Below are 24,270 nucleotides of genomic sequence, written 5' to 3'. Positions count from 1 at the left end.
CCTGACCGGCCGCATTTCCCGTCCCAGCGGAGGGCGGGGCGCCGTGTCTCGGAGCCCGCCCGCGGGCCGCCCTCCCCCATCGCACGGAAGCTCGGCCACCCGCCTGCGGGCGAGCCTGCCCCTTGCGGCGGATGGCCGAGTCGCTGCGTTGTGTGGCGCGCCGGCACCTGGGGGCGCGACGCGTGGCGAGAGGGGCGCGCGGCGCTACCGCACCGTGGCCACGATGCCCATGGCCTCGCGGCAGAGTCGCTCGACCTCGTCGAAGCGGCCCTCCTTGATGAGGTTGGCCTTGACCATCCAGGTGCCGCCGCAGGCGATCACGTGAGGGCTCGCGAGGAACTCAGCCACGTTGGCCGGCGAGACGCCGCCCGTCGGCATGAAGCGGTGCCCCACGAAGGGCGCGGCGAGCGCGTTGATGGTGGAGAGGCCGCCGTACTGCGCGGCCGGGAAGAACTTGGTCACGTGGATGCCGAGCTTGCGGGCGGCGATGACCTCGGTGGGAGTGACGCAGGCCGGGAAGACCGGGAGCTCGCGCTCCATGCAGTGGCGGACAACCTCCTCGTCGAAGCCCGGGCTCACGATGAACTCGGCGCCCGCCTCGACGGCCTCGTCGACCTGATCGACGGAGAGCACGGTGCCCGCGCCCACCGCCATGTCCGGGTGCGCGGCGCGCATGGCGCGGATGGAGTCGGCCGCGGCGGCCGTGCGGAACGTCACCTCGGCCGAGGGCATCCCGCCGGCGACGAGCGCGTCGGCGAGCGGCTTGGCGTCGGCGGCGTCGTCCAGGACGACGACCGGGATGATCGCGAGCCTCTCGACCTTCTCGTAGTAGCTGTCCATGTACATGGGCTCCCCCTCACGTCTGCGAATTGGGGACAGTCCCCAATTTACATAATAGTTTGATATCAATCATATCTGCGAATCGGGGACTGTCCCCAATTCGCAGGCTAGCGCTTGACGTCAGCGCCGCTGGCCATGAAGTCGGTGACCTCGGCGGCCGTGAAGCGGTTGGCGTCGCCCGCCACGCTGTGCTTGAGCACGCTCGCCGCGGCCGCGAACTCGATGGCGTCGGCAGGCGCCATCTCGGCGAGAAGCCCGTGGAGCACGCCGCCGGCGAAGGCGTCGCCGCCGCCCACGCGGTCGACGATGGGCTCCACGTGCCAGGTGCGGGAGCGCGCGAGCGATCCCGCGGCGCCCGTGCCGTCGGCCGTGTAGAGGTAGCCGGTGAGGTCGTTCGAGCTGCTCGAGTGCGCGACGCGCCGCGTGCAGTAGATGGCGCGGACGCCCGGATGGGCGGCGACGAGCGCATCGTAGGCCGCGACCATGGCCTCCTCGCTCCAGGGCGTGCGCGCAAGGCCGAGGGCGCTCTGGACGTCGCCCCAGCTCGCGGCGAGGTAGGTGACGTAGGGCAGGACGTCGCGGAAGGCGTCCATGCACTCGTCCCACGTCCAGAGCTTGCCCCGGAAGTTGACGTCGTAGCTCACGGGGATGCCGCGCTCGGCCGCGGCGCGCACGAGCTCGAGCGTGAGCGCGCGCCAGGACGCGGAGAGCGCCGGGCAGATGCCCGTCACGTGGAAGAGCCCCACGCCCGAGAAGAGCTCGTCGACGTCCCATTCGCAGGACGCCATCGTCGCGAACGAGGAGCCGGCGCGGTCGTAGACGGCGACCGACCCGCGATTGGCGGTGCCGATCTCGAGGTAGTAGGTGCCGAGGCGCGCCCCGCCGCGCAGGACCTGCGAGGTGTCGACGCCGTTTCTGTGGAGGTGGCGCACCACCGCGTCGCCGAGCGGGTTCTCCGGCACCTTCGTGGCGAAGGTGGCCTCGTGCCCGAAGTTGGCGAGCGAGATGGCGACGTTGGCCTCCGCCCCGCCGTAGTGCGCGTCGAAGGACGCGGCGTCCGCCAGGCGCATCCCGCCGCCCACGGAGAGGCGGCACATGATCTCGCCGAGCGACAGGACCCTCCCGCTGCCCGTCACATCATCAGCCATGGTATCTCCTTGCCCCGTGATATATCACTAATGAGAACAGTGTATCCGCCGTGCGGCGGCCGCGCCACGGCCGTCCAGCGAGCGGCTTCGCAATTCGACGGGCGGCGGAGGCGGCCGGGCGCCGCCGCCCGGAACCCCGGCCCCCGAAATGCGTCGCCTGCGCCCCGCAACGCCACCGTGCGGGGCGCAGGCGACGCTTCCCGGAGCAGAAACGTCGCCGGGGCCCCGCAGATCCGCTCCGCGGGGCCCCGGCGACGAAGGGCGGGCGTCAGGTCGCCGGGCGCGCCTACTCGAAGAAGCCGAAGTAGTCGTGCGCGTTGTTGTAGCAGATGTCCTCAATGAGGCCGCCGAGGTAGGCCTCGTCCTCGGGGAGCCGGCCCATCTCGACCCACTCGCCGACGGTGTGGCAGAGCACGCGGCGGAAGTACTCGTGGCGCGGGTAGCTGAGGAAGCTCCGGGAGTCCGTGAGCATGCCGGTGAAGTTGGCGAGCAGGCTCTCCTGGGCGTACATCGTGAGCTGGCTCTTCATGCCCGCGAAGTGGTCGAAGAACCACCAGGCGCAGCCGAGCTGCAGGCGCTGGCGGCAGCCGCCCTGGAAGGACTGGATGAGCGTGGCGATGCCCATGTACTGGGACTCGTCAAGCGTGTAGATGATCGTCTTGGGCAGGGCGTCGGCGCTGTTGGCGGCGTCGAGGAGCAGGGCGAGCTGCCCCACAAGGCCCGGCTGGTCGCCGGCGGAGTCAAAGCCGGCGTCGGCGCCGAGCGCGGCGAAGCCGCGGGAGTTGGCGTTGCGGAAGACGTTGGCGTGCAGCTGGAGCGTCCAGCCGTGGCGCTCGTACTCGCCCATGAGGAAGAGCGTGAGCGCGCTCTGGTAGGCGTCCACCTCGGCCTTGCTCGGGGCCTCGCCCGCAAGGGCGCGCGCCACGATGCCGGCCACCTCGTCCTCGGTGGCGCCGGCGTAGAAGAACGAGTTCATGCCGTGGTCCGCGAGGCGGCCGCCGACCTCGTGGAAGTAGGCCACGCGCTGGGCGGCGGCGGCCTTCAGGCTCGCCCAGTCGGTGACGGCCACGCCAGAGACGTCCGCGAGGCGGCCGATGTAGGCGGCGAAGTCAGGCTTGTCGATGCCCATGAGGCCGTCGGGGCGGAAGGTCGGCAGGACCTTGAAGCCGTTCTCGGCCTCCTCGGCGGCGAGCAGCTTGTGCCAGGCGAGGTCGCTCGCCGGGTCGTCGGTGGTGCAGACGCAGCGCACGTCGAAGGCGCGGATGAGGCCCTTGGCGGAGAAGTCCGCCTCGGCGATGCGCTCGCCCGCGCGCCGCCAGATCTCCTCGGCGTTGGCGCGGCAGATCGTGAGGTCGATCCCGAAGGCGCGGCGCAGCTCCAGGTGGCTCCACTCGTAGAGCGGGTTGCCGGGCGCGCGCTCGATGGTGTCCACGTAGGCGAGGAACTTCTCGTAGGGCTCGCCGTCGCCGGTGATGAGGCGCTCGGGCGTCCCGTTGGCGCGCATGAGGCGCCACTTGTAGTGGTCGCCGGCGCCGTTGTCGCAGATCCAGAGCTGGGCGAGGTCCGAGAAGTGCACGTCCTCGTAGATCTGGCGCGGGTCGAGGTGGCAGTGGTAGTCGATGATCGGCATCTTCTCCGCGTGGTCGTGGAAGAGCCTCCTGGCCCACTCGGTGGTCAGCAGAAAGTCATCGTTCAGAAGCATGGAAGAATCCCCTTTCGCCCAGAACCCAGAGGGTGGGAATCGCGCGGGAGCAACCGAGAAGGGCGCTTGAGCCACCAGCCCCGCCGTCGCATATGTCCCGCGCGAGTTCTTTGCGAAGCAAAGCTGTCCGAGCGCGGGATCATATGCGGCGGCGGGGCCGAGAGGACCTACGCGCCCTTCTCGATGGCCTCCCACATTCCGTTGATGTAGGCGATGCCGAGCGCGCGGTCGTAGAGGCCGTAGCCCGGGCGTCCCGTCTCGCCCCAGATCATGCGGCCGTGGTCGGGCCTCATGTAGCCCGTGAAGCCGTTGTCGTGCAGGGCCCTCATCATCTTGTACATGTCGAGCGAGCCGCAGGGGCTGGGGTGCGGCGCCTCGTAGAAGTCCTTGTTGCCGGGCTCGTCGGGGTTGATGTACTTGATGTTGCGCATGTGCACGAAGTGGATGCGGCCGCGGCGGGTGAACTCGGCGAGGATGGAGTAGATGTCGTTGCCGGGCTCCTCGGCGATCGAGCCGCAGCACAGGGTGATGCCGTTGTAGGGCGTGTCCACCGCGGTGCAGAGCCAGTCGAGGTCCTCGCGGTTCTTGATGATGCGCGGCAGGCCAAAGAGCGAGTAGGGCGGGTCGTCCGGGTGGATGGCCATCTTGACGTCGCACTCCTCGCAGGTGGGCATGATGGCCTCGAGGAAGTAGACGAGGTTCTCGCGCAGCTTGTCGTCGTCGATGTCCTTGTAGGCGTCGAGGAGGGCCCGCACCTGCGCCAGGCGCTCCGGCTCCCAGCCGGGCAGCGTGAAGTCGCCCGAGCCGTTGGCCACGCGGTCGATGATGACCTGCGGGTCGTCGGGGATGTTCGCCTTGACGAAGGCGAGCGTGCGCGAGCCGTCGGGCAGGACATAGTCGAGGTCGGACTTCACCCAGTCGAAGACCGGCATGAAGTTGTAGCAGATGACCTTGACGCCCTCGGCGGCGAGGTTGCGGATCGTCTCCTTGTAGTTCTCGATGTGCTCGTCGCGCTTCTCGGTGCCGATCTTGATGTCGTCGGAGACGTTCACCGACTCGATGACCTTGAGCGTGAGCCCGTGGGCCTCGACCATCTCGCGCAGCTCGTGGATGCGCTCGCGCGGCCAGACCTCGCCTGCGGGGATGTCGAAGAGCGTGCCGACGATGCCCTTGCAGCCGGGGATCTGGCTGATCTCTTCGAGCGTGATCTTCTCCTCGTTGGGGCCGTACCAGCGGAAGGTGAGCTCCATGTCCCTCTCCTCTCTCTCCGGGCCCGTGCCCGGCTCTGGGTTGTCTAGCCGACGTAGCGCGCGATGGTGGCGGCCACGGCGCCGGGGCCGGCGTTGAGCTCGGCGAACATGCCCTCGATCTTCTCGCCGAGGCCGGCCTCGTAGAGGTCGAGCGAGAAGATCTCGGCGTTGGACAGGATGGGGCTCAGCGCCTCGTGGATCTTGGCGGGGTCGGTCTCGCCGAGCGAGATGCCGGAGAGCTGGGCCCTGAGGTCGGCGAGCAGCGGGTCGGGGCTCGGCTCGAAGGCCTCTCCCCTATCGTCGACGGCGAGCAGGTAGCGCATCCACCCCGCGATCACGAGCGGGATCGCCACGAGCCCGGAGACGTCACGCCCCGCCTCGAGGTAGGCGTTCAGGGTGTGGCCATAGCGGATGGGCACCTTCTGCGAGGTGTCGGCCGCGATGCGCTGCGGTGCGTCGGGCAGGCTCTTGTTGGGCAGGCGCTCGGCGAGCAGCTCGTCGATGAAGGTCTTGGGGTCGATGACCTTGGGGTCCACGACCACGGGCAGGTCCTCGTCGTAGCCGAGCCTCCTGATGAGCGCCACGAGGTCCGGGTTCTCCATCTCCTGCCAGATGCGGGTGTAGCCGAGCAGGCAGCCGTAGACGGCCAGGCACGTGTGCAGCGGGTTCAGGCAGGCGGTGACCTTCATGGTATCGGCGCGCTCGGCGGTTTCGCGGTCGCACATGATCACGCCGCCCTCCTCGAGGGCCGGCCGGCCGTTGGGGAACGAGTCCTCGATGACGAGGTAGTGGGCCGCCTCGGTGTTGGCGAAGCCGGCGAAGGTCGGGCCGGAGGTCGTGATGAGGTCGAGGTCCTCCCAGCCCTGCTCGCGCAGGGCGGCCTCGGTCTCGGGCGAGGGGTTGGGGGTGATGCGGTCGATCATCGACCAGGGGAAGCTCACGCGCGACTCGTCCGAGACGTAGTCCACGAAGTCCTGCGTGACGTGGCCGTGCTCGAGCCAGCCGCGGGCGATCGTGAGGATGGCCTCCTGGAAGCGGCGGCCGTTCTGCGAGAAGTTGTCGGTGGAGACCATGGCGATGGGCGCCGCGCCCGCCTCGAAGCGGTCGACGAGCAGCGCGCAGACGATGCCCATGGAGCTCGCGGCGTGCGCGGGGCCGGCCTCGATCTCGGCGGCCACGTAGGGCAGCAGCTTGCCGGAGGCGTTGGTGAGGCCGTAGCCCTTCTCCGTGATGGTGAAGGTGACCAGCTGGAGGTCGGGGCTCTCGAAGTAGCGGCGCGCGAGGGCGTAGTCGGTCGGGCGGTCGGCGTTGGCGAAGATGGCGCCGGCCGTGACGGCGAGCACGCGCTCGTCGAGCGTGCCGTCGGCGTTCATGACGACCTGCAGGATGTTGTTGTCATAGGGGGCGTAGACCTCGTCGATCGTGAACGGGCGGAAGGTCTCCGCCACCACGACGCCGCGGGAGAGCAGCCCCTTGTCCGCGAGGTCCTGCGCGATCTGGGCGTGGAAGGCGCGGTAGAGGTTGCCGCCGCCGAAGTGCATCCACACCGGCTGCTCGGCGCCCGCCTTGCGCAGGGCGTCGACGTCGCACTGGGGCAGGCGCACCCCCTTGCCCTCGAGCTCGTCGCGGCTCTCCTGCCAGTTCTTGAGTGTTGCCATGTACTCCTCCGTCCTTCTCGCCCGCGCCCGCGCGAGCGCGGTGCCGCAGGCCCCTTCGGTTCCCCCTAAACTGATATATTAGTTTGAGCGCCCCTCCAACTCAACCGGCGAGACGCGAGGTTTTGCGGGGAATCCGCCAGCGGTCGGTATTCGGCTTTGAGTGTCCGGAGGGCCTGGAGATTGCGTCGCGCTCGCGAATCGGACGGCCGGCGCGCGCGCCAACCCGTAAAATAAGACATTGCCTGACACCACGAGAAGCAAAGCGAGAAGGACGAGCATGCACGAGAAGGACACCCCCACCCTGCAGACCCAGGCCTACGAGGCCCTGCGGCGCGCGCTCGTGTTCTCGCGCTACAAGCCCGGGGAGCGCCTCGTGCCCAAGCGCCTCTGCGAGGAGCTCGGGCTCGGCCGCACGCCCGTGCGCGAGGCGCTCGTGCTCCTCCAGCAGCAGGGGCTCGTGAACACGGTGCCCCAGAGCGGCACCTACGTCTCCAAGATCGACATGCGCTCCTGCGAGGACGCGCGCTTCGCCCGCGAGTGCCTCGAGCGGCAGGTCGTCATCGAGTGCTGCGCCAAGGCCACCAAGGCCGACATCGCCGGCATCGACGCCATCATCGCGCAGCAGGAGGACGCCGTCGAGGCCGCCGACGAGCTCGCGTTCTTCGAGTCGGACAACCTCATGCACGAGACCTTCTTCGTCATCGCGGACCGCGCGCCGCTCTGGGACTGGCTCAACATGACCAACGTCCACTACGAGCGCTTCCGCTGGCTCGCGGTGCTGACCTCGGGCGTGGAGTGGGACGTCGTCATGGACCAGCACCACAAGATCCGCGACGCCATCGCCGCGCACGACACCAACGAGGCGTCCTACCTCACCTCGCGCCACCTGCGCAAGGCGCACATCGACTACCACCCCATCTCGGTCTCCCACCCGGAGTACTTCACGGAGAGCTAGCGCCGCCCGGCAGGAAGGGCGAGAAGAACGTCGCCGGGGCCCCGCAGGCTGGCTGCGCGGGGCCCCGGCGACGTTTTTTGCGCCGAGGTCTGTCGCCTCGGCGCCGCGCAGGCGCGCTGCGGGGGTCTGGCGACGATCCGGGAAGACGGGGTGTCGGGACGGCCCCGCGGGGCGCACTGCGGGGGTCTGGCGACAGTTTAGGCGGGCGGAACGTCGGAATGGCCCCGCAGGCTGATTGTGCGGTGGACTGGCGACGGTTCCGGCTGGCGAAACGTCGGGACGGCCCCGCGGAGAGAGGGTGCGGGGCCGTCCCGACGTTCTTCTCGCCCCGCGGAATCAGGCGGCGCCGCAGACGCGCGCGATGAGGGCGGGCATGACCTCGTCCGCCTCCACGCCGCTCTTGAGGGCGCGCTCGGCCTCGGCGCAGGCGCCGAGCAGGCGCTCGAGCTCGCCGTCGGCGAAGGCGCGCGCCCAGCGGCCGTGGTTTCTCACCTGCCAGTCCTGCTTCTTGAGCTCGGCGGCGAGCGCGTGGGCCTGCCCGCGCGCGGCGAGCGAGCGGGCGCAGACGAGCTCGCGCAGGCGGCCCGCCACGAGCGAGAGCAGCCCGAGCGCCGAGCCGTCCAGCAGCCGGTAGAGCGCGAGGGCGCGATGGGCGTCCCGGGCGGAGAGCCGGTCGAGGAACTCCCAGGGCTTGACCTCGGCCACGCGGGCGACGTTGGCCTCCACGAAGGGGGAGGTGATCGTCCCCGAGCCGCCGAGCAGCGCGGCGAGGGTCGCGACCTGCGTGTCGAGCATCGTCGTGGACTCGCCGACCCGCGCCACGAGCTCGCGCGCCGCATCGGGCGCGATGGAGACGCCGTGGGCCGCCGCGAGCTTCTGCACGTAGGGCGGCAGGTCGCGGCCCTTCTTGGCCGCGCAGTCGATCACCGTGCGGGGGCCGACCTTGGCGACGGCCTTGTAGAGGCGCGTGGTCCTTGCGAGCGTCGTGGCCACGAGCGCGAGCGTGCAGCTCGGGTTGGGGTTGTCGAGGTAGCCCACGACGGCCTCAGAGACGGGCTTGGGGAGCTTCTCGGCGTTCTCGATGACGACGACGCGGCGCTCGCCGCCCATCGGCAGCGTGTTGAGCGAGGCGAGCACGCCCACCGGCTCGAGGTCGCCCGGGGCGACGAGCTCCTCCAGGTTGAAGGCCGCGAAGGGCCCGTCCACGCGGGCCTTGAGGCGGGCGAGCGCCTGCTTGCGCTTGAGCTCGTCCGGCCCCACGATGAGGTAGGCCGCCAGAAGCGCGGGCTTGTCTGCCATCTTCTCCTCCCCTCGCGGCTAGAGCAGCCGCGCGTAGTCCTGAAGCGCGTGGAAGACGCGGGCGACCTCGACCGTGCCCGTATCGTCATTGACGCCGTAGAGCGCGACGTAGCTCCCGAACCCGGCCCTGCGGTAGCCGCCCGCGGCGAGCCTGCCTTCGCTAACGCGCGGGTACATCTCCGGGAACTGCGCCAGGTTGCCCGTCACGCGCTCGAGGCCGTCCAGGAAGCCCCGCGCGGCCGTCTGGTTCTGGAGCTCATGCAGCAGGTAGGAAGCGATCTGCTCCTTGTCCCGCCGGGCCGCATTGGCAAAGATAACATCATAGGCCATAGCGCTCACGCGTCCTTCGTATCGACTCGCGGGCGTCCACGACCCTACCCGCGCGGATGTCCTCCTCCGCCTCGTCAACGAGGCGGTAGAGCTCGGCGCGGGCGCGCTCCACGCGCATCGCGTCGAGCACCTCCATGGACATGGCCGCGAAGGCCTCGCGCCCGTTGCGGGTCACGATGACGGGCTCCGGCGACTCCTCGACGATCCGCGCGAACTCGACGGTGTTCTTGATCTCCTTGATGGGCACGCACCTTGGCATTTCACACCCCCTTTGGGCCACGATTGTGGCCCCTAGTGTAGCACTCATGGCATGCCTCCCTTCTGACAGGTGACAACCGGCCCGGACTCCCCCGGCTCGACCGTCACGTCCCCGCATTCGATGGTGCACAGGAAGAGCGACCCCGCCCCCTCGAGGGCCTCCACGCAGGCCGGGTCGGGGTGCCCGTAGGAGTTTCCCTCCCCCGCGCTCGCCACGCTCACCTCCGGGTCCAGCGCCCGGGCGGTCTCCATGCCGACGGAGGCGGCCGAGCCGTGATGGCCCACCTTGAGGAGGTCGACGTCGCCCACGTCGCCGCGCGCGAGGGCGGCCGACGTCTCGGGCTCCTCGGCATCCGCGGCGAGAAGCGCCGTGAGCTCGCGCCCGCCGTCGCGGAAGGCGACCAGGAGCTCGAGCGAGCCCTCGTTGCCGGAGCCGTCGGCCGGCTCGAGGGGCGAGACCACCTCGAGCGAGAAGCGCCCGACGGCGAGCGCGTCCCCGTGGCCGACCCACTCCACCGGCAGGCCGCCCGCCGCCGCGCCCGGCTCCGCCCCCTCGCCCACGATGACGCGGCCCACCGAGACGGCGCCGAGGACGTCAGCGAGGCCGCCGGCGTGGTCGTCGTGGAGATGCGTGAGCAGGACGGCGTCGAGGTGCGTGACGCCGGCGCGCGCGAGGGCGGCCACCACGGCGTCGCCGGGGCCGGTGTCCACGAGCAGCGACGCGGCGCCGTCCGTCACGAGGATCGCGTCGCCCTGCCCCACGTCCATGACCACGACGCGGGCCGGGGCGAGCAGGCGCCAGCGCAGGAGCCACGCGAGTGCGGCCGCCACGGCAAGCCCGAGGGCGGCGGCGATCGCCCGGCGCGAGGCGCGGGGCCACCAGACGAGCAGCGCCCCGGACGCGGCCAGCATGGCCGCGAGCGCCGGCCCCTCCTCCACGCTCACCGCCACGCTCGCGAGCGGGAGCCCGCCGAGCAGGCCGACGAGACGCACGATGGCCCCTCCCAGCGCGTCGGCCGCGAGGAGCGCGGGCGCCTGCAGGGCGGGCGCCCAGGCGAGGCACGCGGCGACGAGCCCCGCGCCGAGAAACGGCGTGAAGAGCGGGGCGAGAAGGACGTTGGCGAGCGGCGCCACGAGCGAGAGCTGGGAGAACGCGGCGCAGGTGAGCGGCATCGTGACCGCCTGGGAGACGAGCGTGAGGGCGAGCGCGTCTGTAGCCTCCGAGCCCAGGCGGCAGAGCGCCGCGCGGGCGCGCGCGGGCAGGGCCGCGGGGAGGCGCGGCGCGGGGAGAAGGACGCGCACGAGGTAGCGTGCGTAGCCGCCGAGCGCGCAGATGCCGCAGACGCAGGCAACGGACAGCAGGTAGCCGAGCTGGCCCGTGACGCCGGGGTCGGCGAGCGCCATCGCGAGGGACGCCAGGCTCACCGAGGAGAGCGGGTGGGCGCGCCTCCCCAGGAGGCGCGCGAGCGCGGCCACGAGCGACATGGCCCACGAGCGGACGGCCGAGGCGGGCGCCCCGCAGAACGCGACGAAGAGCCCCGTGAGGGCGAGCAGGGCCGCGGCGCGCCCGGCGGGCCCCAGGCGAAAGCGCCCGAGCGGGGCCGCCACGAGCGCGCAGACGAGCGCGAGGTGACCGCCCGAGACGGCGACGAGGTGCGAGACGCCGCAGCGCGCGAACGCGTCGTCGAGGCCGCGCTCGGAGATGGCCGCCATCGAGCCGCAGACGCTGCCCGCGAGCAGAGCGCGCTCGTCCGAGGAGCCCGCGTCGAGGCTCGCGAGGACCGCGGAGCGAAGGGCCAGGACGGCACCCGAGAGCCCGCCCGCCGGCTCCGCCGAGAGGGCGCGGACCGCGCGCACGGTGCCGCAGATCCCCTGCGCGCGCGAGGAGGCGCCCCAGTCGTCGTCCCCGTTCGGCTCGAAGCGGCCGACGCAGGAGAGGCGCGTCCCCTGCTCGAGTGGCTCGTCCGCGAGCAGCCAGACCTCGCCCGCGGGCCCGCCCGCGCACGAGGCCACCGCACGCCCGCGCCACGCGTTCGCCCCGCGCGACATGTCCCCGACGAGGCGCAGCTCCCACGACGAGACGGAGCTCGTCGAGAGGGCCTGGGCGAGCGCGGCCTGGCGGGAGAGCTCGGCCGCGCAGGAGAGGCCCGAGGCCGCGAGCGACGCGAGGAGCACCGCCGCGAGCGGCAGGGCGAGCGCGGCGCGCCCCGGGCGGGCCAGCGCGAGCGCGAGGGCGGCGAGCACCGCCGACGCGGCGGCGAGCGCGGCGGCGCCCGGCGCGAGGGCGAGGGCCGCGCGCTCGGCGGCGAGCGCGGCGAGCAGGGCCCAGAGCGCGTGGGGAAGCGCCGGGCGCGGCGGCAGGGCGACCGACTCAGACACAGACGAGTCCCTCGAGCTTCTCGAACTTCTTCTCCCCGATCCCCGAGACCCGCATGAGGTCCTCGGGCGACGAGAAGGGCCCGTTCTTCTCGCGATCCTCGAGGATGGCGCGCGCCGTCGCCTCGCCGACGCCGGGAAGCTCGTCGAGCTCCTCGAGCGTGGCGGTGTTGAGGTTCACGAGGCCGCCCGCCCCCTCGCCCGCGCCCGGCGCGGAGGGCGCGGGCGAGGGCTGGGACTCGCCTGCGAGCGGCACGTGGACCTTCTCTCCGTCCGAGAGGGGCGCGGCGAGGTTGAGCCCGGAGGTGTCCGCCCCCTCCGCGAGGCCGCCCGCGGCCATGATGGCGTCGTTCACGCGCGGGGAGCCGGGAAGCTCGTAGACCCCCGGCGCGCCCACGGCCCCGTCGACGTGCACCACCACGACCCCCTCCGCGGTGGCCTCCCCCTCGGCCGGGGCCGCGGGGCCCTCCTCGCCGGGCGCCTCCCCGCCCTCGGCCGGGACCTCCTGCCGCGCGGCCGCGGCCCCCTCGTCGCGCGCGACCTCGACGCCGCCCATGGTCGAGAGGCCGAGGGCGGCGGCCCCTCCGGCAGCGAGCAGCGCGATGACGAGCGCCACCGCTGCCGCGCGCCGCCCCGTCACGCCGTACCGCGTCGCCAGCCTCCCGAGCGCGCCCGGGCCCCTCCGATGATTCCTCTGCGCCATTCCGCATCGCCTCCCGCATCCAGCGTGGCACCCCTCGGTCGTTCCGGGCGCGGGATGGGCGAACTTCTCGCCAGGGCGCGCGCACGAAGCTGACGCGTCGCTGACGAAAAGGCGGCACGCCCCAGCTCAAAGGGGGCGTGCCGCTACAGGGTTTGATATGAGGTCGCCCTTTGGGGGCGCCGCTCGCGGGACGGGGGCCTACCGCTCGCCGCCCATCCAGGGGGAGAGCTCGCCATGGTGCTCGCGCAGGCCTCCCTTGGGCGCGTGATACGAGGGGCACTGCGTGAAATCACGCCACTCGACGTCCCTCACGAGGCCCTCCACCATGGCCTCGTGGTCGAAGGACTCCCAGGCCTCGAGGACCTGCTCGAGGCGGGCGTGGGTCTCCGGGCGGCGCGGCATGAAGAGCGTGCAGCAGTCGGGCGCGGTCTGGCACGAGATGTCGTAGGTCCCGATCTCCTGCGAGCGGGCGATGATCTCCTGCTTGTCCGAGCCGATGAGCGGGCGGAGCACGGGCATGGTGACGGCCTCGTTCACCGCGGCGATGTTGTCGAGCGTCTGGGAGGCCACCTGCCCCAGCGACTCGCCGGTGACGAGCGCCTTTGCGCCCTCGAGGCGCGCGATGCGCTCGGCGACCTGCATCATGACGCGACGGTACATGATGATGCGCAGGCCCTGGGGCACCGCGAGCGAGATCTCGCGCTGGCGCTCGCCGAAGGGCACCACGTAGAGGCGGCCGACGATGCCTGCGGGCGCGAGCGCCTCGACGACGTCCTGGCAGAGCCACTCGCTCGTGTCCGAGGTCATGGGGCGGCCCGAGAAGTGCACGGGCACGCAGGTGGCGCCGCGGCGGCCCACCATCCAGGTGGCCACGGGCGAGTCGAACCCGCTCGAGAGCAGGGTCACGACCTTGCCGGCGGTGCCCACGGGAAGGCCGCCCACGCCAGGCGCGGAGGCCGCGTAGACGTAGGTGGAGCCCTGGACCACGTGGACGACGACCGTGACGTCGGGGGTGTGGACGTCGACCTTCTTCTCGGGGAAGGCCTCGCAGAGGGCGGCCCCCACGAGGCGGTTCATGTCAAGGCTGTGGAGCTCGTAGGTCGTCGACGAGCGGCGGGCGTGGACCTTGAAGCTCCCGAACTCCCCCGCCTCGCCGAGGGCGCGGATGGCCGCGGCCGTGTACTCGCCCGCGTCGAGGCCGCACTTGTAGGCGAGCGAGACGCGCGCCACGCCGGGCACGCGCCGGATGGCGGCGGCGAGCTCCTCGCTCGCGCGCCCGTCGGCGACCTCGACCACGAGGTGGCCGGACACGCGCGCGATCCTCGAGGGCTCGAAGGCCCTGAGCGCCCGGTGGAGGTTCGTGACGAGCTGGTTCTCGAAGGTCGAGCGGTTCTTGCCCTTGAGGCCGATCTCGTGGTAGTGGACGAGGCAGAGTCTCTCCGTCATGGGACTCCTACAGGGCGATCGTGTTGGCGCCCCGGATGTCCTCGTCGAAGTCCTCCTTGACGAAGCTCAGGGTGCCGTCCTCGATCTCCTGCATGGCAACGGACACGGGGTCCTTGCCCGAGACGACGGTCGTGATGTCGTCGAAGTCCTGGATGGCGGTCACGCGCAGGTGCTGGCCGCGCACCATGTTGTTGATGTCGCAGGCGCGCTTGGACGCGATCGAGCAGAGCAGGAAGGGGTTGTGCTCGGTCTTCTCGAGCAGGGCGTCAATCTCGGGCTTGGTCACAGACATCGTTCGTGGGACCTCCGTTTGTCTCAAAGCGTTCAATAACACTGGCGAGCTCGGCCACGGCGCGCTCGAGGTCGTCGTTGACGACGCGCGCGTCATAGTCGCCGGCGCGCGCCATCTCGCTGCGGGCGTTGGCGAGGCGGCGCTCAACGGACGCCTCGTCCTCGGTCCCGCGGCCGCGCAGGCGGCGCTCGAGCTCGTCCATGCTGGGCGGCTCGATGAAGACGAGGACGGCGTCGGGGTGGGCAGCGCGCACGCTCATACCGCCCTGCACGTCTATCTCCAGCACGACCGAGCGGCCCTCGGCGAGCAGCCGCTCGGCCTCGCTCCTGAGCGTGCCGTAGCGGTGCCCGTGCACCCAGGCCCACTCGAGGAACTCGCCCGCCTCGACGCGGCGCTCGAACTCGTCGTCATCGAGGAAGTAGTAGGACACACCGTCCTTCTCGCCCGGTCGTGGCTCCCTCGTCGTGGCAGAGACCGTCAGGCCCAGGCGCGGGAGCCTCTCGCGAAGGAGCGAGACGAGCGTTCCCTTGCCCACGCCTGACGGTCCGGATACGACGAAGAGCCTGGCTCTCCTCGCCACCTACTTGGAGAGAGCCTCGACGAGCTGCTCGCGCTGGCGGGCGCCAAGGCCCTTGACGCGACGGGTGGCGGAGATGCCGAGCTCGTCCATGATCTTGGAGGCCTTGGCCTTGCCGTAGCCGGGGAGCGACTCGATGAGGGTGGAGACCTTCATGCGGCTGGCGATGGGGTCGTCGGAGTCGAGGACGTCCTCGAGGGCGACCTTGCCGCTCTTGATCTTCTCGCGGAGCTCGGCGCGCTCGTGACGAGCCTGGGCGGCCTTCTCGAGAGCGGCCTTGCGCTGCTCGTCGGTAAGCTGGGGTAGAGCCATGTGTTCCTCCATTTCAATCCGTTGAGCCGCAGGGCACCGCCCGACGGCTTCGCAAGAAACTAGTGTGCCCATTTAGCTCCGCTTTTGCAAGCCTTCTTCACCAAAGGTGCAGGTCAGAGGGCAGACCTTCACACGAACGCCGCGCGGGCGACGGGAGGGCCCTCAGCAAAAGCGCAGCTCAGGGGCTCCGCGGTCCCTACGCCATCAGCTCGGCGCAGATGGCGTCGAAGGCGGCCACGGGGTCCTCGGCGGCCGTGATGGGGCGGCCGATGACGAGCTTGGACGCGCCCGCCGCGATCGCGGCGGCCGGCGTGGCGATGCGCTTCTGGTCGCCCACCTCGGCGCCCGCCGGGCGCACGCCCGGGGTGACGATCAGGGCATCCGGGCCGAGAAGCGCGCGCATCTCGGCGGCCTCCTGCGGCGAGCAGACGATGCCGTCGGCGCCGGACCCGTAGGCGAGGCTCGCGAGGCGCGCCACCTCCTCGGCGACCGGCGACTCCACGCCGATCTCGGCGAGCGCCGCCTGGTCCATGCTCGTGAGCACGGAGATGGCCACGAGGCGCGTGCGCTCGCCGCCGCGCAGCTCGGCCGCCTCCTCGGCGCCCTTGCGCGCCGCGGCGATCATGGCCGAGGAGCCCAGGCCGTGGATGGAGAGGATGTCCGCGCCCGTGAGGGACGCCGCGCGCACGGCTCCCTGCACCTGGAACGGGATGTCGTGGACCTTGAGGTCGAGAAAGACGCGCAGGCCGCGCTCGCGCATGGCGTCCACGATGGCGGGGCCCTCCGCGTAGAAGAGCGTCATGCCCACCTTGACCCACGTGGCCTTGCCCGCGAGCGCGTCAGCCAGCTCGAAGGCGCGCTCCTTGGAGCAGTCCAGCGCGATGATGACCTTGTCGCTTGCCTCTTCGTACGTCAGCATTCGAAGGCTCCAATCAGCTCGTTGATGTCCGTGACGCCCTGCTCGGCGGCCCAGGCGGCGAGGCCGTCCACGATGTCTGCCGCGCAGGCGGGGTCGTAGAAGTTGGCGGTGCCCACCGTGACCGAGGTGGCGCCGGCGAGGATCATCTCGGCCGCGTCCTGCCACGTGGCGATGCCGCCCACGCCGTTGATGGGGATCTTGACGGCCTGCGCCGCCTCCCAGACCATGCGCACGGCGATGGCGTGGATGGCGGGGCCGGAGACGCCGCCCGTGGGCTTGGAGAGGCGGCTCCTGCGCGTGCGCACGTCGATGGACATGCCGTTGATGGTGTTGATGAGGGAGAGGGCGTCCGCGCCCTCGGCCTCGCAGGCGCGCGCGACCTCCGGCACGCGGACCGGGGCCATCTTGACGAGCAGCGGTCGCTTGACGCGCGGGCGCACCGCGCGCACGACCTCGGCGGCGCTCTCGGGCGTGCCGCCGACGAGGGCGCCGCCGCGGGCGATGTTGGGGCAGGAGATGTTCATCTCCACGCCGCTCGCCCACGGGCAGAGCTCCTCGATGAGCTCGACGGCCGCCACGTACTCCTCGACCGCGTGGCCGGCGGCCTGCACGATGACACGGCAGCCGCGCCCCTCGAGCCCGGCGAGGTACTCGCCGTAGCTCTCGACCATCCCGCGGACGCCGGGGTTGGCAAGCCCCACCGTGTTCATCATGCCGCTCGGCACCTCGCACATACGGGGCGCGGGGTTTCCGGGCCAGGGCTCGGCCGAGCAGCCCTTGAGGGTGATCGCGCCGAGGCGCGCCACGTCGAAGAAGTCCTCGAAGACCGAGCCGAAGGCGAAGGTGCCCGACGCGGTGTTGACGGGGTTCTGCATGCGCACGCCGCCGAGGTCGACCGCCATGCTCACGTCCCGGGCGCCCAGGTTCTTCTCGCCCATTACCACGCCACCTCCTCGGCGTCGAAGACGGGTCCGTCCTTGCAGCAGGACTTGTAGGTGCCGTCGGCCATGGCCACGTTGCAGGTGCCGCACGCCCCAAAGCCGCAGCACATCATGCGCTCCATGGAGACGCGGCACGCCACGCCCGCCTCATGGCAGATCCGGGCCACGCCGGCCATCATGACCTCGGGGCCGCAGGCGTAGACGACGTCGTAGTCGCCTGCGGCGAGAAGGTCGGCGAGGGCGTCGGTGGTGAAGCCGCGACGCCCCGCGCTCCCGTCGTCGGTGGTCACGGCGACGGTGCCGGCGCCGAGGCCCGCGAGCGCCTCCGCGCCCCAGAGCCTGCCGGCGGTCTGCGCGCCCACGACGGCGTCGAAGGCCACGCCCGAGGCGGCGAGCATGCGGGCGCAGGCCACGACGGGCGTGACGCCCACGCCGCCGGCCACGACGCACGCGCGCCGGGCGCCCTCGACCGCGGGCCACGGGTTGCCGCAGGGCCCGACGGCCGTGGAGCGCTCCCCCGCCGCCATCTCGGAGAGGCGGCGCGTGCCGTCGCCCACGACGGCGTAGACGATCTCCACGGTCCCGGCCGCGGCGTCCGCGCAGCTGAAGGACAGCGGGATCCGCAGGACCTGGCTCGCGTCGCCGGGCACGTGAATGTTCACGAACTGGCCCGGTCTGAGCGCGGAGGCGAGCTCGGGCGCGGAGAGGACGATGCGCACGAGCCCGTCCGCCACGGGCTCGTTGGAGACGACGGAGAAGTCGTGGACGGCGAGCCCGGCGCTCATCGCAGGACCCTTCTGACCGGGGTGACCTCGCCGTTCGTGAGCGTGTGGCGGCCGGCGACGAAGACGTCGCACGCGGCGCCCGTGAGGGTCTTGCCGAGCCACGCGGAGTTCTTGGAGCGGCTCTGGAGCCAGTCCTCGGTGACCGTGACCTCGGCCGCCGGGTCGATGAGCGTGAGGTCGGCGGTGCTTCCGGCCTCCACGCGGACCTCCGGCAGGCGCAGGCAAGCGCGCGGGTTCACGGCCATGACCTCGACGAGACGCGACCAGCTCATCGTGCCCGGCAGCACGAGGTTGGTGAGCATGAGCGGCAGCGACGTCTCGAGGCCCACGATGCCGAAGAAGGCGATCTCCCACTCGCAGTCCTTCTCGTGCGGGGCGTGCGGGGCGTGGTCGGTCACGATGCAGTCAATCGAGCCGTCGAGGATGCCCTCGCGCAGGGCCGCGGCGTCGGCGGCGGTGCGCAGCGGCGGGTTCATCTTGAGGTTGGTGTCGTAGGCGTCGGTGATGTCGTCCTCGCAGAGGAACAGGTGGTGCGGGGCCACCTCGCAGGTCACGGGCAGGCCCTCGGCCTTGGCGGCGCGGACGAGCTCGAGGCCCTTCCCGGTGGAGATGTGGGCGATGTGCAGGGCGCAGCCGGTCATGCGGCAGAGCTCGATGTCGCGGTAGATCTCGAGCTCCTCGCCGAGCGCGGGCCAGCCGAACATGCCGAGGCGCGTGCTCGCGCGGCCCTCGTTGATGACGCCGTGCGTGGTGAGCGACTCCACCTCGCAGTGCGCGGAGACGACCTTGTCGAACTGGCTCACGTACTCCATGCAGGTGCGCATCATGCCGGCGCTCTGAACGCCGTGGCCGTCGTCTGAGAAGGCGACCGCACCCTCCACGACCATGTCGCCGATCTCCGCGAGCGTCTGGCCCTTCTCGCCCACCGTGAGCGCGCCGATGGGGCGCACGTGGCAGAGGCCGGCGTGGCGCGAGCGGTCGATCTGGTAGCGGACCTCGGCGCCGTTGTCGGTGACGGGATCGGTGTTGGGCATCGTGGCCACGTCGGTGAAGCCGCCGTGCGTGGCCGCGCGGGCGCCGGTCTCGATGGTCTCCTTGTACTCGAAGCCGGGGTCGCGGAAGTGCACGTGCATGTCGACGAGGCCGGGCACGAGGTACTTGCCGGCGGCGTCGATGACCTCCGCGCCCGCGGGCGCCTCGAGGCACTCCCCCACCGCGGCGATCTTCTCGCCCTCGATGAGCACGTCGCGGACGTCGTCGAGGCCCACCTGGGGGTCGACGACGTGGGCACCCTTAAGCAGAAACGCCATTGTTCTCTCCTCCCAGAAGCAGGTACATCTCGGCCATGCGCGTGAGGACGCCGGCGTTCACCTGGTCGAGGATGCGCGAGCGCGCGCAGTCGGCCACGTCGGCGTTGATCTCCATGCCGCGGTTCATGGGACCGGGGTGGCAGATGATGGCCTCGGGCTTCATGCGGTCCACGCGCGCCATGTCGAGGCCCCAGAGGCGGTTGTACTCGCGGCGGGACGGAATGGCCGCGCCCTCCATGCGCTCGAGCTGGACGCGCAGCATGTAGACGACGTCCATCTCCGGGATGACGGCGTCGAGGTCGGCCGTCTGGGGCACGCCGTAGTAGTCGGGGTCGTCCACCTGGAAGGTGGGCGGGCCCACGAGCGTGACGTCGGCGCCCATGGTCTTGAGCGCGGGCACGAGGCTGCCGCAGACGCGGCTGTGGGAGAGGTCGCCCACGATGGCGACCTTGAGGCCGTCGAGGTGGCCGAAGTTCTCCCGGATGGTGTAGAGGTCGAGCATCGCCTGGGTGGGGTGCTGGTGCTTGCCGTCGCCGGCGTTGATGACGATGGCGTCGGTGTGCTCGGTGATCTTCTGCGGCGTGCCGGCGAGCTTGGCGCGGCAGATGAACATGTCGACGTTCATGGCGTCGATGGTCTCGATGGTGTCGGCCAGGCTCTCGCCCTTGACCACGGAGGACGTGGCGCCGCCCATGGAGAGGGAGTCGGCCGAGAGGCGCTTCTCGGCGAGCTCGAAGGAGCTCTTGGTGCGCGTGGACGGCTCGAGGAAGAGGTTCACGATCGTGCGGCCGCGAAGCGCGGGGACCTTCTTGATCGCGCGCTTGTTGACCTCGGAGAACGAGCGCGCCGTGTCGAGGATCTGCGTGATGTCGTCGGCAGTGAGGCTCGTCGTGTCGATCAGGTGCTTGACGGACAGCATGTGCGGGGCACCTCCTGTGCTACTCGGTGGGCTTGGTCCAGATGGAGACCGAGTTGGTCTCGTCGTACGGGGCGATGGTTACGCGGACGTCCTCCTCGTGCGAGGACGGGACGTTCTTGCCCACGTAGTCGGCGCGGATGGGGAGCTCGCGGTGCCCGCGGTCGATCATGACGGCGAGCTGCACGGTCCTCGGGCGGCCGAGGTCGATGAGCGCGTCGAGGGCGGCGCGGATGGTGCGGCCGGTGTAGAGGACGTCGTCCACGAGGATGATGTCACGGTCGTCGACGCCGAAGGGGATGTCGGTGCCAAACTCCACGGGCGCAATCTTGCGGCGGACGTCGTCGCGGTAGAAGCTCACGTCGAGCGTGCCCACGGGCGGGCGCGTCCCCTCGATCTTCTCGATCTCGTCGGCGAGCAGCGGCGCGAGCGCGGCGCCGCGGCGCACGATGCCCACGAGCGCGATGCCCTCGGCCCCCTCGTTCTTCTCGATGATCTCGTGGGCGATGCGGGTGAGCGCGCGGCTCATGGCCTGCTCGTCCATAATCTGGGCCTTGAGCTGTGGCTGTTCCATGGGACTCCCTTCTCACAAAAAGACGCCCTGCCGTATGCCGGCACGAGCGTCGAGATAAGGCTATGAGAGCGTCCCCGGGAGGACCTGACCTTGCTGGCGTCTCGCACCGGCTTAAAGAATCCCCCACAGTGTACACCATTCGGCCGCGCCGGGGCGCTGCCGCGCGGACCTCCTACCCGAACTGCCGCTCGTACGCCTCGACGACCTCCTCGACGGGACCGTCCATCCGCTGGACGCCCTTCTCGATCCAGATCGCGCGCTCGCAGATGCGCTCCACCTGCTTCATGGAGTGGGACACGAAGAGCACCGTGACGTTGCCCGAGTCGATGAAGCTCTGGATGCGGCGCTCGCACTTCTCCTGGAAGAAGACGTCGCCGACGGAGAGCGTCTCGTCGACGATGAGGAGGTCCGGCTCGGTCACCGTGGCGATGGCGAAGGCGATGCGCGCCACCATGCCGGAGGAGTAGTTCTTGAGCGGCATGTCCATGAAGTCCTGGAGCTCGGCGAAGTCGATGATCTCCTGGAGGTGCTCGTCGACGAACTCGCGGGAGTAGCCGAGCAGCGACCCGTTGAGGTAGATGTTCTCGCGGGCGGTGAGCTCGGGGTCGAAGCCCGCTCCGAGCTCGATGAGCGGGGCGATGTTGCCGCGCACGACGATCGAGCCCTCGGAGGGCTCGAGCACGCCGGCGATGCACTTGAGCATCGTGGACTTGCCGGAGCCGTTGGTGCCCACGAGGCCCACGACCTCGCCGCGGCGCACCTTGAAGCTCACGTGGTCGAGCGCGCGGAACTCCTTGAAGAAGAGCTCGTGCCTCATGATCTTGATGAAGTACTCCTTGAGGTTGTTGAGCTGCTCGCTCGCGATGTTGAAGATCATCGAGACGTCGTTGACCTCGATCGCGTACTCGGAGCCGGTGGTGTCAGCCATGGGGATACCGCCCTAGATGAAGAGGATGAACTTGTGCTCGGTCTTGCGGAAGACGAAGTAGCCGATGACGAGCATGAGCAGCGCCCAGAATACCGCGAGCAGGAGCACCGTCGTGGTGGGGCTCGACTGGTACACGATGGCGCAGCGCATCATCTCGAGGTAGTTGTACATGGGGTTGGCCTTGACGACCCACACCACGAACTGCGGCGCGCCGGCGTTGGTGAGCAGCGAGAGGTCCCAGAAGATCGGCGTGAGGTAGGTCCAGGCCGTGAGGGCCACGCTCCAGAGGTGGATCATGTCGCGGAAGAAGACGGCGGCGGCGCCGATGAGCAGGCTGATGCCGATGCAGAAGAGCATGAGCAGGAAGAGCGCCGGGATCATCCACACGACGTGCCAGGTGGGCACGACCTGGAAGAACAGCATGACCACGACGACGGCGATGAGGGAGAACCCGAAGTTCATCATCGCCGAGAAGACCTTCTGGACCGGGAAGACCCAGCGGTCGACCTTGACCTTCTTGAGCAGCGGCGCGGCGCTGATGATGGAGGTGAGCCCGCCGTTGGTGGCCTCGCTCATGAGCGAGAAGGTGATGTTGCCCACGATGAGGTAGAGCGGGTAGTTCTCCACGTTGGAGCCGCGCAGGAAGTACGAGAAGACGAAGCTCATGATCATCATCATGAGCAGCGGGTTGAGCACGCTCCAGATGACGCCGAGGACCGAGCGGCGATAGCGCAGCTTGAAGTCCTTGGTCACGAGCTGCTGCAGGATGAAGCGGTCCTTGGCGAGCGCGCCGGTGACGTGCGCGGCCTTGTCGGCCGCCTCGATGGTGTGGCTCACGGTTCCTCCCGGCATGCGGATGGGCTGTTGCGTTGAAATCCTAACACAGGGCGCCGGGGGTCATAGAAACGGCAGAGGGGGCGGAGGCATAGCAAAAGGGCCGGCATCTCTGCCGGCCCCTGCATGTCCTGGCTCCCCGGGTAGGATTCGAACCTACGACACGCTGATTAACAGTCAGCTGCGCTACCACTGCGCCACCGGGGAATGTGATGTGCGCGTTCGCACAAGAGAAGAGTATACAGATTCTTGGATGGCATGCAAGTGGAAATCTCAGATTTCTTTTCCGGGGCGGGCCGCGGGCCGATTCGGCGCGAGGCGGGGCCGCCATCCCGGGCGTTGCCGAGCATGCCCCCGCGCACGGTTTGCCGCCCTGAGAGCTCGATTCCGTGCGCGGGGGCATGCTCGGTGGTTCCGTGCGCGGGGGCATGCTCGCGGGAGCCTCAGGCGCGCCGTTCTTCTCGCCGGGCGCCCTCGGGCATGCGCGGCGAGAGGGCCTCACGGAAAGCGGCCCCGCGCCGGGAGAGGCGCGGGGCCGCGAGACAGGTTGAGAAGGACGACCTAGTCCTCCATGTAGTCCTTGAGGCGCCCCGAGCGGCTCGGGTGGCGCAGCTTGGCGAGCGTCTTGGACTCGATCTGGCGGATGCGCTCACGGGTGACGCCGAACTCGCGGCCGACCTCCTCGAGCGTGCGCGGGTGGCCATCCTCGAGGCCAAAGCGGAACTTGATGACCTTGCGCTCGCGGTCGGCAAGGCCGTCGAGCACCTGGTCGAGCTGCTCGCGGAGCATCGAGTCAGAGGCGGCCTCGGGCGGGGCCACGGCGGTGGAGTCCTCGATGAAGTCGCCGAGCTGGGAGTCCTCCTCCTCGCCGATGGGCGTCTCCAGGGAGACGGGCTCCTGGCTGATCTTCTGGATCTCGCGCACGCGGTCCGGGCTCATGCCCATCTCGGCGCCGATCTCCTCGGGGGTGGGGTCGCGCCCGAGGTCCTGGAGCAGCTGGCGCTGCACGCGGATGAGCTTGTTGATGGTCTCGACCATGTGGACCGGGATGCGGATGGTGCGGGCCTGGTCGGCGATGGCGCGGGTGATGGCCTGGCGAATCCACCACGTGGCGTAGGTGGAGAACTTGAAGCCCTTGGTGTAGTCGAACTTCTCGACGGCGCGGATGAGGCCGAGGTTGCCCTCCTGGATGAGGTCGAGGAAGAGCATGCCGCGGCCCACGTAGCGCTTGGCGATGGAGACCACGAGGCGCAGGTTGGCGCTGATGAGCTGCTGCTTGGCGTCGAGGCCCACCTGCTCGATGCGCATGAGGCGGCGCTGCTCGGCGCGCGTGAGCTGCACCTCGCCGGCCTCGGCGGCCTCGAGCTTCTCGGTGGCGTCGGTCCCCGCCTCGATCTTCATGGCGAGGTGAACCTCCTCGGAGGCCGTGAGCAGGTCGACCTTGCCGATCTCCTTGAGGTACATGCGCACCGGGTCGCCGGTGAGCATGACCGTGGAGGTGTCCTGCCTGCGGGCGCGGGCGCGGCTGGAGCGCTTGGGCTTGGCGGCCTTTGCCTTGGGCACGGAGCGCAGGGCCTCCTTGACGGCCTTGGCCTCGGCCGCGCTCTCCGACTCACCCTCCTCGTCCTCGAACTCGTCGCCCGAGACGTCATCGTCGTCGAAGTCGTCCTCGGCGTCGTCGCCCGAGGAGAACTCCTGGCCCGAGGACTCGGTGCTCGTGATGTCGACCCCCTTCGCGCGCAGCGCGTCGTACAGGTCGGAGAGCTCCTCCGAGTCGACGTCGATGTCCCTGATGGCGAGCTGGATGTCGTCCTCGGAGACGCTTGCGGGCGCCTTGGCGCCGCCGGCGAGCTCGTCGAGGACGCGGGTCAGCTCCTCGGAGAGCTTGCTGCCTGACTTCTTCTTGCTTCCTGCCAC

At 70.4% G+C, this 24,270-nt stretch carries 24 protein-coding genes and 1 tRNA gene; 1 reads left to right on the top strand and 24 read right to left on the bottom strand.

Going from position 1 to position 24,270, the window contains the following annotated elements:
* Positions 1 to 204 precede the first annotated feature (204 nt).
* The 5 genes from eda to H6A23_RS06350 form a co-directional block, all read right to left on the bottom strand.
* A complete protein-coding gene (eda, locus tag H6A23_RS06370) occupies positions 205 to 846 on the bottom strand; it encodes a bifunctional 4-hydroxy-2-oxoglutarate aldolase/2-dehydro-3-deoxy-phosphogluconate aldolase (RefSeq protein ID WP_286165865.1) in 642 nt (213 codons plus the stop codon).
* Between the two features lie 101 nt (positions 847 to 947).
* Positions 948 to 1,988, bottom strand: a complete 1,041-nt coding sequence (locus H6A23_RS06365; protein WP_204831364.1) for a sugar kinase — start codon at positions 1,986 to 1,988, stop codon at positions 948 to 950.
* A 286-nt stretch (positions 1,989 to 2,274) separates the two neighbouring features.
* Entirely contained in the window at positions 2,275 to 3,690 is a 1,416-nt protein-coding gene (uxaC, locus tag H6A23_RS06360; protein ID WP_204831363.1) for a glucuronate isomerase, read from the bottom strand.
* A 167-nt stretch (positions 3,691 to 3,857) separates the two neighbouring features.
* Positions 3,858 to 4,940: a mannonate dehydratase gene (gene uxuA, locus H6A23_RS06355; RefSeq protein ID WP_204831362.1), complete on the bottom strand. Its 1,083-nt coding sequence runs from the start codon at positions 4,938 to 4,940 to the stop codon at positions 3,858 to 3,860.
* A 44-nt stretch (positions 4,941 to 4,984) separates the two neighbouring features.
* Positions 4,985 to 6,598: a mannitol dehydrogenase family protein gene (locus tag H6A23_RS06350; RefSeq protein ID WP_204831361.1), complete on the bottom strand. Its 1,614-nt coding sequence runs from the start codon at positions 6,596 to 6,598 to the stop codon at positions 4,985 to 4,987.
* Between the two features lie 277 nt (positions 6,599 to 6,875).
* On the opposite strand from H6A23_RS06350, the gene H6A23_RS06345 reads away from it, so the two are divergent.
* Positions 6,876 to 7,553, top strand: a complete 678-nt coding sequence (locus tag H6A23_RS06345) for a GntR family transcriptional regulator (RefSeq protein ID WP_204831360.1) — start codon at positions 6,876 to 6,878, stop codon at positions 7,551 to 7,553.
* Positions 7,554 to 7,889: 336 nt separating this feature from the next.
* Here H6A23_RS06345 and holA read toward each other — a convergent pair whose 3' ends face one another.
* The 19 genes from holA to rpoD form a co-directional block, all read right to left on the bottom strand.
* Entirely contained in the window at positions 7,890 to 8,852 is a 963-nt protein-coding gene (holA, locus tag H6A23_RS06340) for a DNA polymerase III subunit delta (protein WP_204831359.1), read from the bottom strand.
* An 18-nt stretch (positions 8,853 to 8,870) separates the two neighbouring features.
* Positions 8,871 to 9,182: a type II toxin-antitoxin system RelE/ParE family toxin gene (locus H6A23_RS06335; RefSeq protein WP_204831358.1), complete on the bottom strand. Its 312-nt coding sequence runs from the start codon at positions 9,180 to 9,182 to the stop codon at positions 8,871 to 8,873.
* The gene (locus H6A23_RS06330; RefSeq protein WP_204831357.1) at positions 9,172 to 9,441 is read right to left on the bottom strand and encodes a type II toxin-antitoxin system Phd/YefM family antitoxin; all 270 of its coding nucleotides are present in this window, start codon (positions 9,439 to 9,441) and stop codon (positions 9,172 to 9,174) included. Before H6A23_RS06330 ends, H6A23_RS06335 begins: the two co-directional genes overlap by 11 nt.
* A 44-nt stretch (positions 9,442 to 9,485) precedes the next feature.
* Entirely contained in the window at positions 9,486 to 11,819 is a 2,334-nt protein-coding gene (locus H6A23_RS06325; RefSeq protein WP_204831356.1) for a ComEC/Rec2 family competence protein, read from the bottom strand.
* Positions 11,812 to 12,519, bottom strand: coding sequence for a ComEA family DNA-binding protein (locus tag H6A23_RS06320; RefSeq protein ID WP_204831355.1), 708 nt, complete (start codon positions 12,517 to 12,519; stop codon positions 11,812 to 11,814). The genes H6A23_RS06325 and H6A23_RS06320 overlap by 8 nt, the downstream gene beginning before the upstream one ends.
* Positions 12,520 to 12,717: 198 nt before the next feature.
* Complete coding sequence (thiI, locus tag H6A23_RS06315; protein ID WP_204831354.1) at positions 12,718 to 13,965, bottom strand: tRNA uracil 4-sulfurtransferase ThiI; 1,248 nt, start codon at positions 13,963 to 13,965, stop codon at positions 12,718 to 12,720.
* A 7-nt stretch (positions 13,966 to 13,972) separates the two neighbouring features.
* Positions 13,973 to 14,257: a DNA-directed RNA polymerase subunit omega gene (locus tag H6A23_RS06310; RefSeq protein ID WP_204831353.1), complete on the bottom strand. Its 285-nt coding sequence runs from the start codon at positions 14,255 to 14,257 to the stop codon at positions 13,973 to 13,975.
* Positions 14,232 to 14,837, bottom strand: a complete 606-nt coding sequence (gene gmk, locus H6A23_RS06305; protein WP_204831352.1) for a guanylate kinase — start codon at positions 14,835 to 14,837, stop codon at positions 14,232 to 14,234. The genes H6A23_RS06310 and gmk overlap by 26 nt, the downstream gene beginning before the upstream one ends.
* Positions 14,838 to 15,146, bottom strand: coding sequence for an integration host factor, actinobacterial type (mihF, locus tag H6A23_RS06300; RefSeq protein WP_075280074.1), 309 nt, complete (start codon positions 15,144 to 15,146; stop codon positions 14,838 to 14,840).
* Positions 15,147 to 15,342: 196 nt separating this feature from the next.
* Positions 15,343 to 16,065 (bottom strand): orotidine-5'-phosphate decarboxylase, encoded by a 723-nt coding sequence (gene pyrF / locus H6A23_RS06295; RefSeq protein WP_204831351.1) that lies wholly within the window; start codon positions 16,063 to 16,065, stop codon positions 15,343 to 15,345.
* Positions 16,059 to 17,003: a dihydroorotate dehydrogenase gene (locus tag H6A23_RS06290; RefSeq protein ID WP_286165864.1), complete on the bottom strand. Its 945-nt coding sequence runs from the start codon at positions 17,001 to 17,003 to the stop codon at positions 16,059 to 16,061. The genes pyrF and H6A23_RS06290 overlap by 7 nt, the downstream gene beginning before the upstream one ends.
* Entirely contained in the window at positions 17,003 to 17,791 is a 789-nt protein-coding gene (locus tag H6A23_RS06285) for a dihydroorotate dehydrogenase electron transfer subunit (RefSeq protein WP_204831350.1), read from the bottom strand. Before H6A23_RS06285 ends, H6A23_RS06290 begins: the two co-directional genes overlap by 1 nt.
* Positions 17,788 to 19,101, bottom strand: coding sequence for a dihydroorotase (locus H6A23_RS06280; protein ID WP_204831349.1), 1,314 nt, complete (start codon positions 19,099 to 19,101; stop codon positions 17,788 to 17,790). Before H6A23_RS06280 ends, H6A23_RS06285 begins: the two co-directional genes overlap by 4 nt.
* Positions 19,085 to 20,020 carry an aspartate carbamoyltransferase catalytic subunit gene (locus tag H6A23_RS06275; RefSeq protein WP_204831348.1) on the bottom strand — a complete coding sequence of 312 codons (936 nt, stop codon included), beginning with the start codon at positions 20,018 to 20,020 and terminating at the stop codon, positions 19,085 to 19,087. The genes H6A23_RS06280 and H6A23_RS06275 overlap by 17 nt, the downstream gene beginning before the upstream one ends.
* A gap of 19 nt (positions 20,021 to 20,039) precedes the next feature.
* A complete protein-coding gene (gene pyrR, locus H6A23_RS06270; protein WP_204831347.1) occupies positions 20,040 to 20,591 on the bottom strand; it encodes a bifunctional pyr operon transcriptional regulator/uracil phosphoribosyltransferase PyrR in 552 nt (183 codons plus the stop codon).
* A gap of 172 nt (positions 20,592 to 20,763) precedes the next feature.
* Entirely contained in the window at positions 20,764 to 21,519 is a 756-nt protein-coding gene (locus H6A23_RS06265) for an ABC transporter ATP-binding protein (RefSeq protein ID WP_075280068.1), read from the bottom strand.
* 12 nt (positions 21,520 to 21,531) lie between these two features.
* The gene (locus H6A23_RS06260) at positions 21,532 to 22,356 is read right to left on the bottom strand and encodes an ABC transporter permease (protein ID WP_353653025.1); all 825 of its coding nucleotides are present in this window, start codon (positions 22,354 to 22,356) and stop codon (positions 21,532 to 21,534) included.
* Between the two features lie 129 nt (positions 22,357 to 22,485).
* Positions 22,486 to 22,560 (bottom strand) — tRNA-Asn (locus H6A23_RS06255).
* Between the two features lie 354 nt (positions 22,561 to 22,914).
* Positions 22,915 to 24,270, bottom strand: a complete 1,356-nt coding sequence (gene rpoD / locus H6A23_RS06250) for an RNA polymerase sigma factor RpoD (RefSeq protein ID WP_204831345.1) — start codon at positions 24,268 to 24,270, stop codon at positions 22,915 to 22,917.

It is taken from the genome of Olsenella uli, from assembly GCF_016900775.1.
Lineage (GTDB): Bacteria > Actinomycetota > Coriobacteriia > Coriobacteriales > Atopobiaceae > Thermophilibacter > Thermophilibacter uli_A.
This window is presented reverse-complemented; position numbering and strand designations above follow the sequence as displayed.

Bases quoted from the DNA above. Each gene is read 5' to 3' on its own strand.
- H6A23_RS06365 (WP_204831364.1), bottom strand. From the start codon at position 1,988: ATGGCTGATGATGTGACGGGCAGCGGGAGGGTCCTGTCGCTCGGCGAG.
- holA (WP_204831359.1), bottom strand. From the start codon at position 8,852: ATGGCAGACAAGCCCGCGCTTCTGGCGGCCTACCTCATCGTGGGGCCG.
- mihF (WP_075280074.1), bottom strand. From the start codon at position 15,146: ATGGCTCTACCCCAGCTTACCGACGAGCAGCGCAAGGCCGCTCTCGAG.
- H6A23_RS06280 (WP_204831349.1), bottom strand. From the start codon at position 19,101: ATGGCGTTTCTGCTTAAGGGTGCCCACGTCGTCGACCCCCAGGTGGGC.
- pyrF (WP_204831351.1), bottom strand. From the start codon at position 16,065: ATGCTGACGTACGAAGAGGCAAGCGACAAGGTCATCATCGCGCTGGAC.
- H6A23_RS06310 (WP_204831353.1), bottom strand. From the start codon at position 14,257: ATGTCTGTGACCAAGCCCGAGATTGACGCCCTGCTCGAGAAGACCGAG.
- uxaC (WP_204831363.1), bottom strand. From the start codon at position 3,690: ATGCTTCTGAACGATGACTTTCTGCTGACCACCGAGTGGGCCAGGAGG.
- H6A23_RS06265 (WP_075280068.1), bottom strand. From the start codon at position 21,519: ATGGCTGACACCACCGGCTCCGAGTACGCGATCGAGGTCAACGACGTC.
- eda (WP_286165865.1), bottom strand. From the start codon at position 846: ATGTACATGGACAGCTACTACGAGAAGGTCGAGAGGCTCGCGATCATC.
- H6A23_RS06320 (WP_204831355.1), bottom strand. From the start codon at position 12,519: ATGGCGCAGAGGAATCATCGGAGGGGCCCGGGCGCGCTCGGGAGGCTG.
- pyrR (WP_204831347.1), bottom strand. From the start codon at position 20,591: ATGGAACAGCCACAGCTCAAGGCCCAGATTATGGACGAGCAGGCCATG.
- H6A23_RS06345 (WP_204831360.1), top strand. From the start codon at position 6,876: ATGCACGAGAAGGACACCCCCACCCTGCAGACCCAGGCCTACGAGGCC.
- H6A23_RS06275 (WP_204831348.1), bottom strand. From the start codon at position 20,020: ATGCTGTCCGTCAAGCACCTGATCGACACGACGAGCCTCACTGCCGAC.
- thiI (WP_204831354.1), bottom strand. From the start codon at position 13,965: ATGACGGAGAGACTCTGCCTCGTCCACTACCACGAGATCGGCCTCAAG.
- H6A23_RS06285 (WP_204831350.1), bottom strand. From the start codon at position 17,791: ATGAGCGCCGGGCTCGCCGTCCACGACTTCTCCGTCGTCTCCAACGAG.
- H6A23_RS06335 (WP_204831358.1), bottom strand. From the start codon at position 9,182: ATGGCCTATGATGTTATCTTTGCCAATGCGGCCCGGCGGGACAAGGAG.
- uxuA (WP_204831362.1), bottom strand. From the start codon at position 4,940: ATGGAGCTCACCTTCCGCTGGTACGGCCCCAACGAGGAGAAGATCACG.
- H6A23_RS06330 (WP_204831357.1), bottom strand. From the start codon at position 9,441: ATGCCAAGGTGCGTGCCCATCAAGGAGATCAAGAACACCGTCGAGTTC.
- H6A23_RS06350 (WP_204831361.1), bottom strand. From the start codon at position 6,598: ATGGCAACACTCAAGAACTGGCAGGAGAGCCGCGACGAGCTCGAGGGC.
- H6A23_RS06290 (WP_286165864.1), bottom strand. From the start codon at position 17,003: ATGGGCGAGAAGAACCTGGGCGCCCGGGACGTGAGCATGGCGGTCGAC.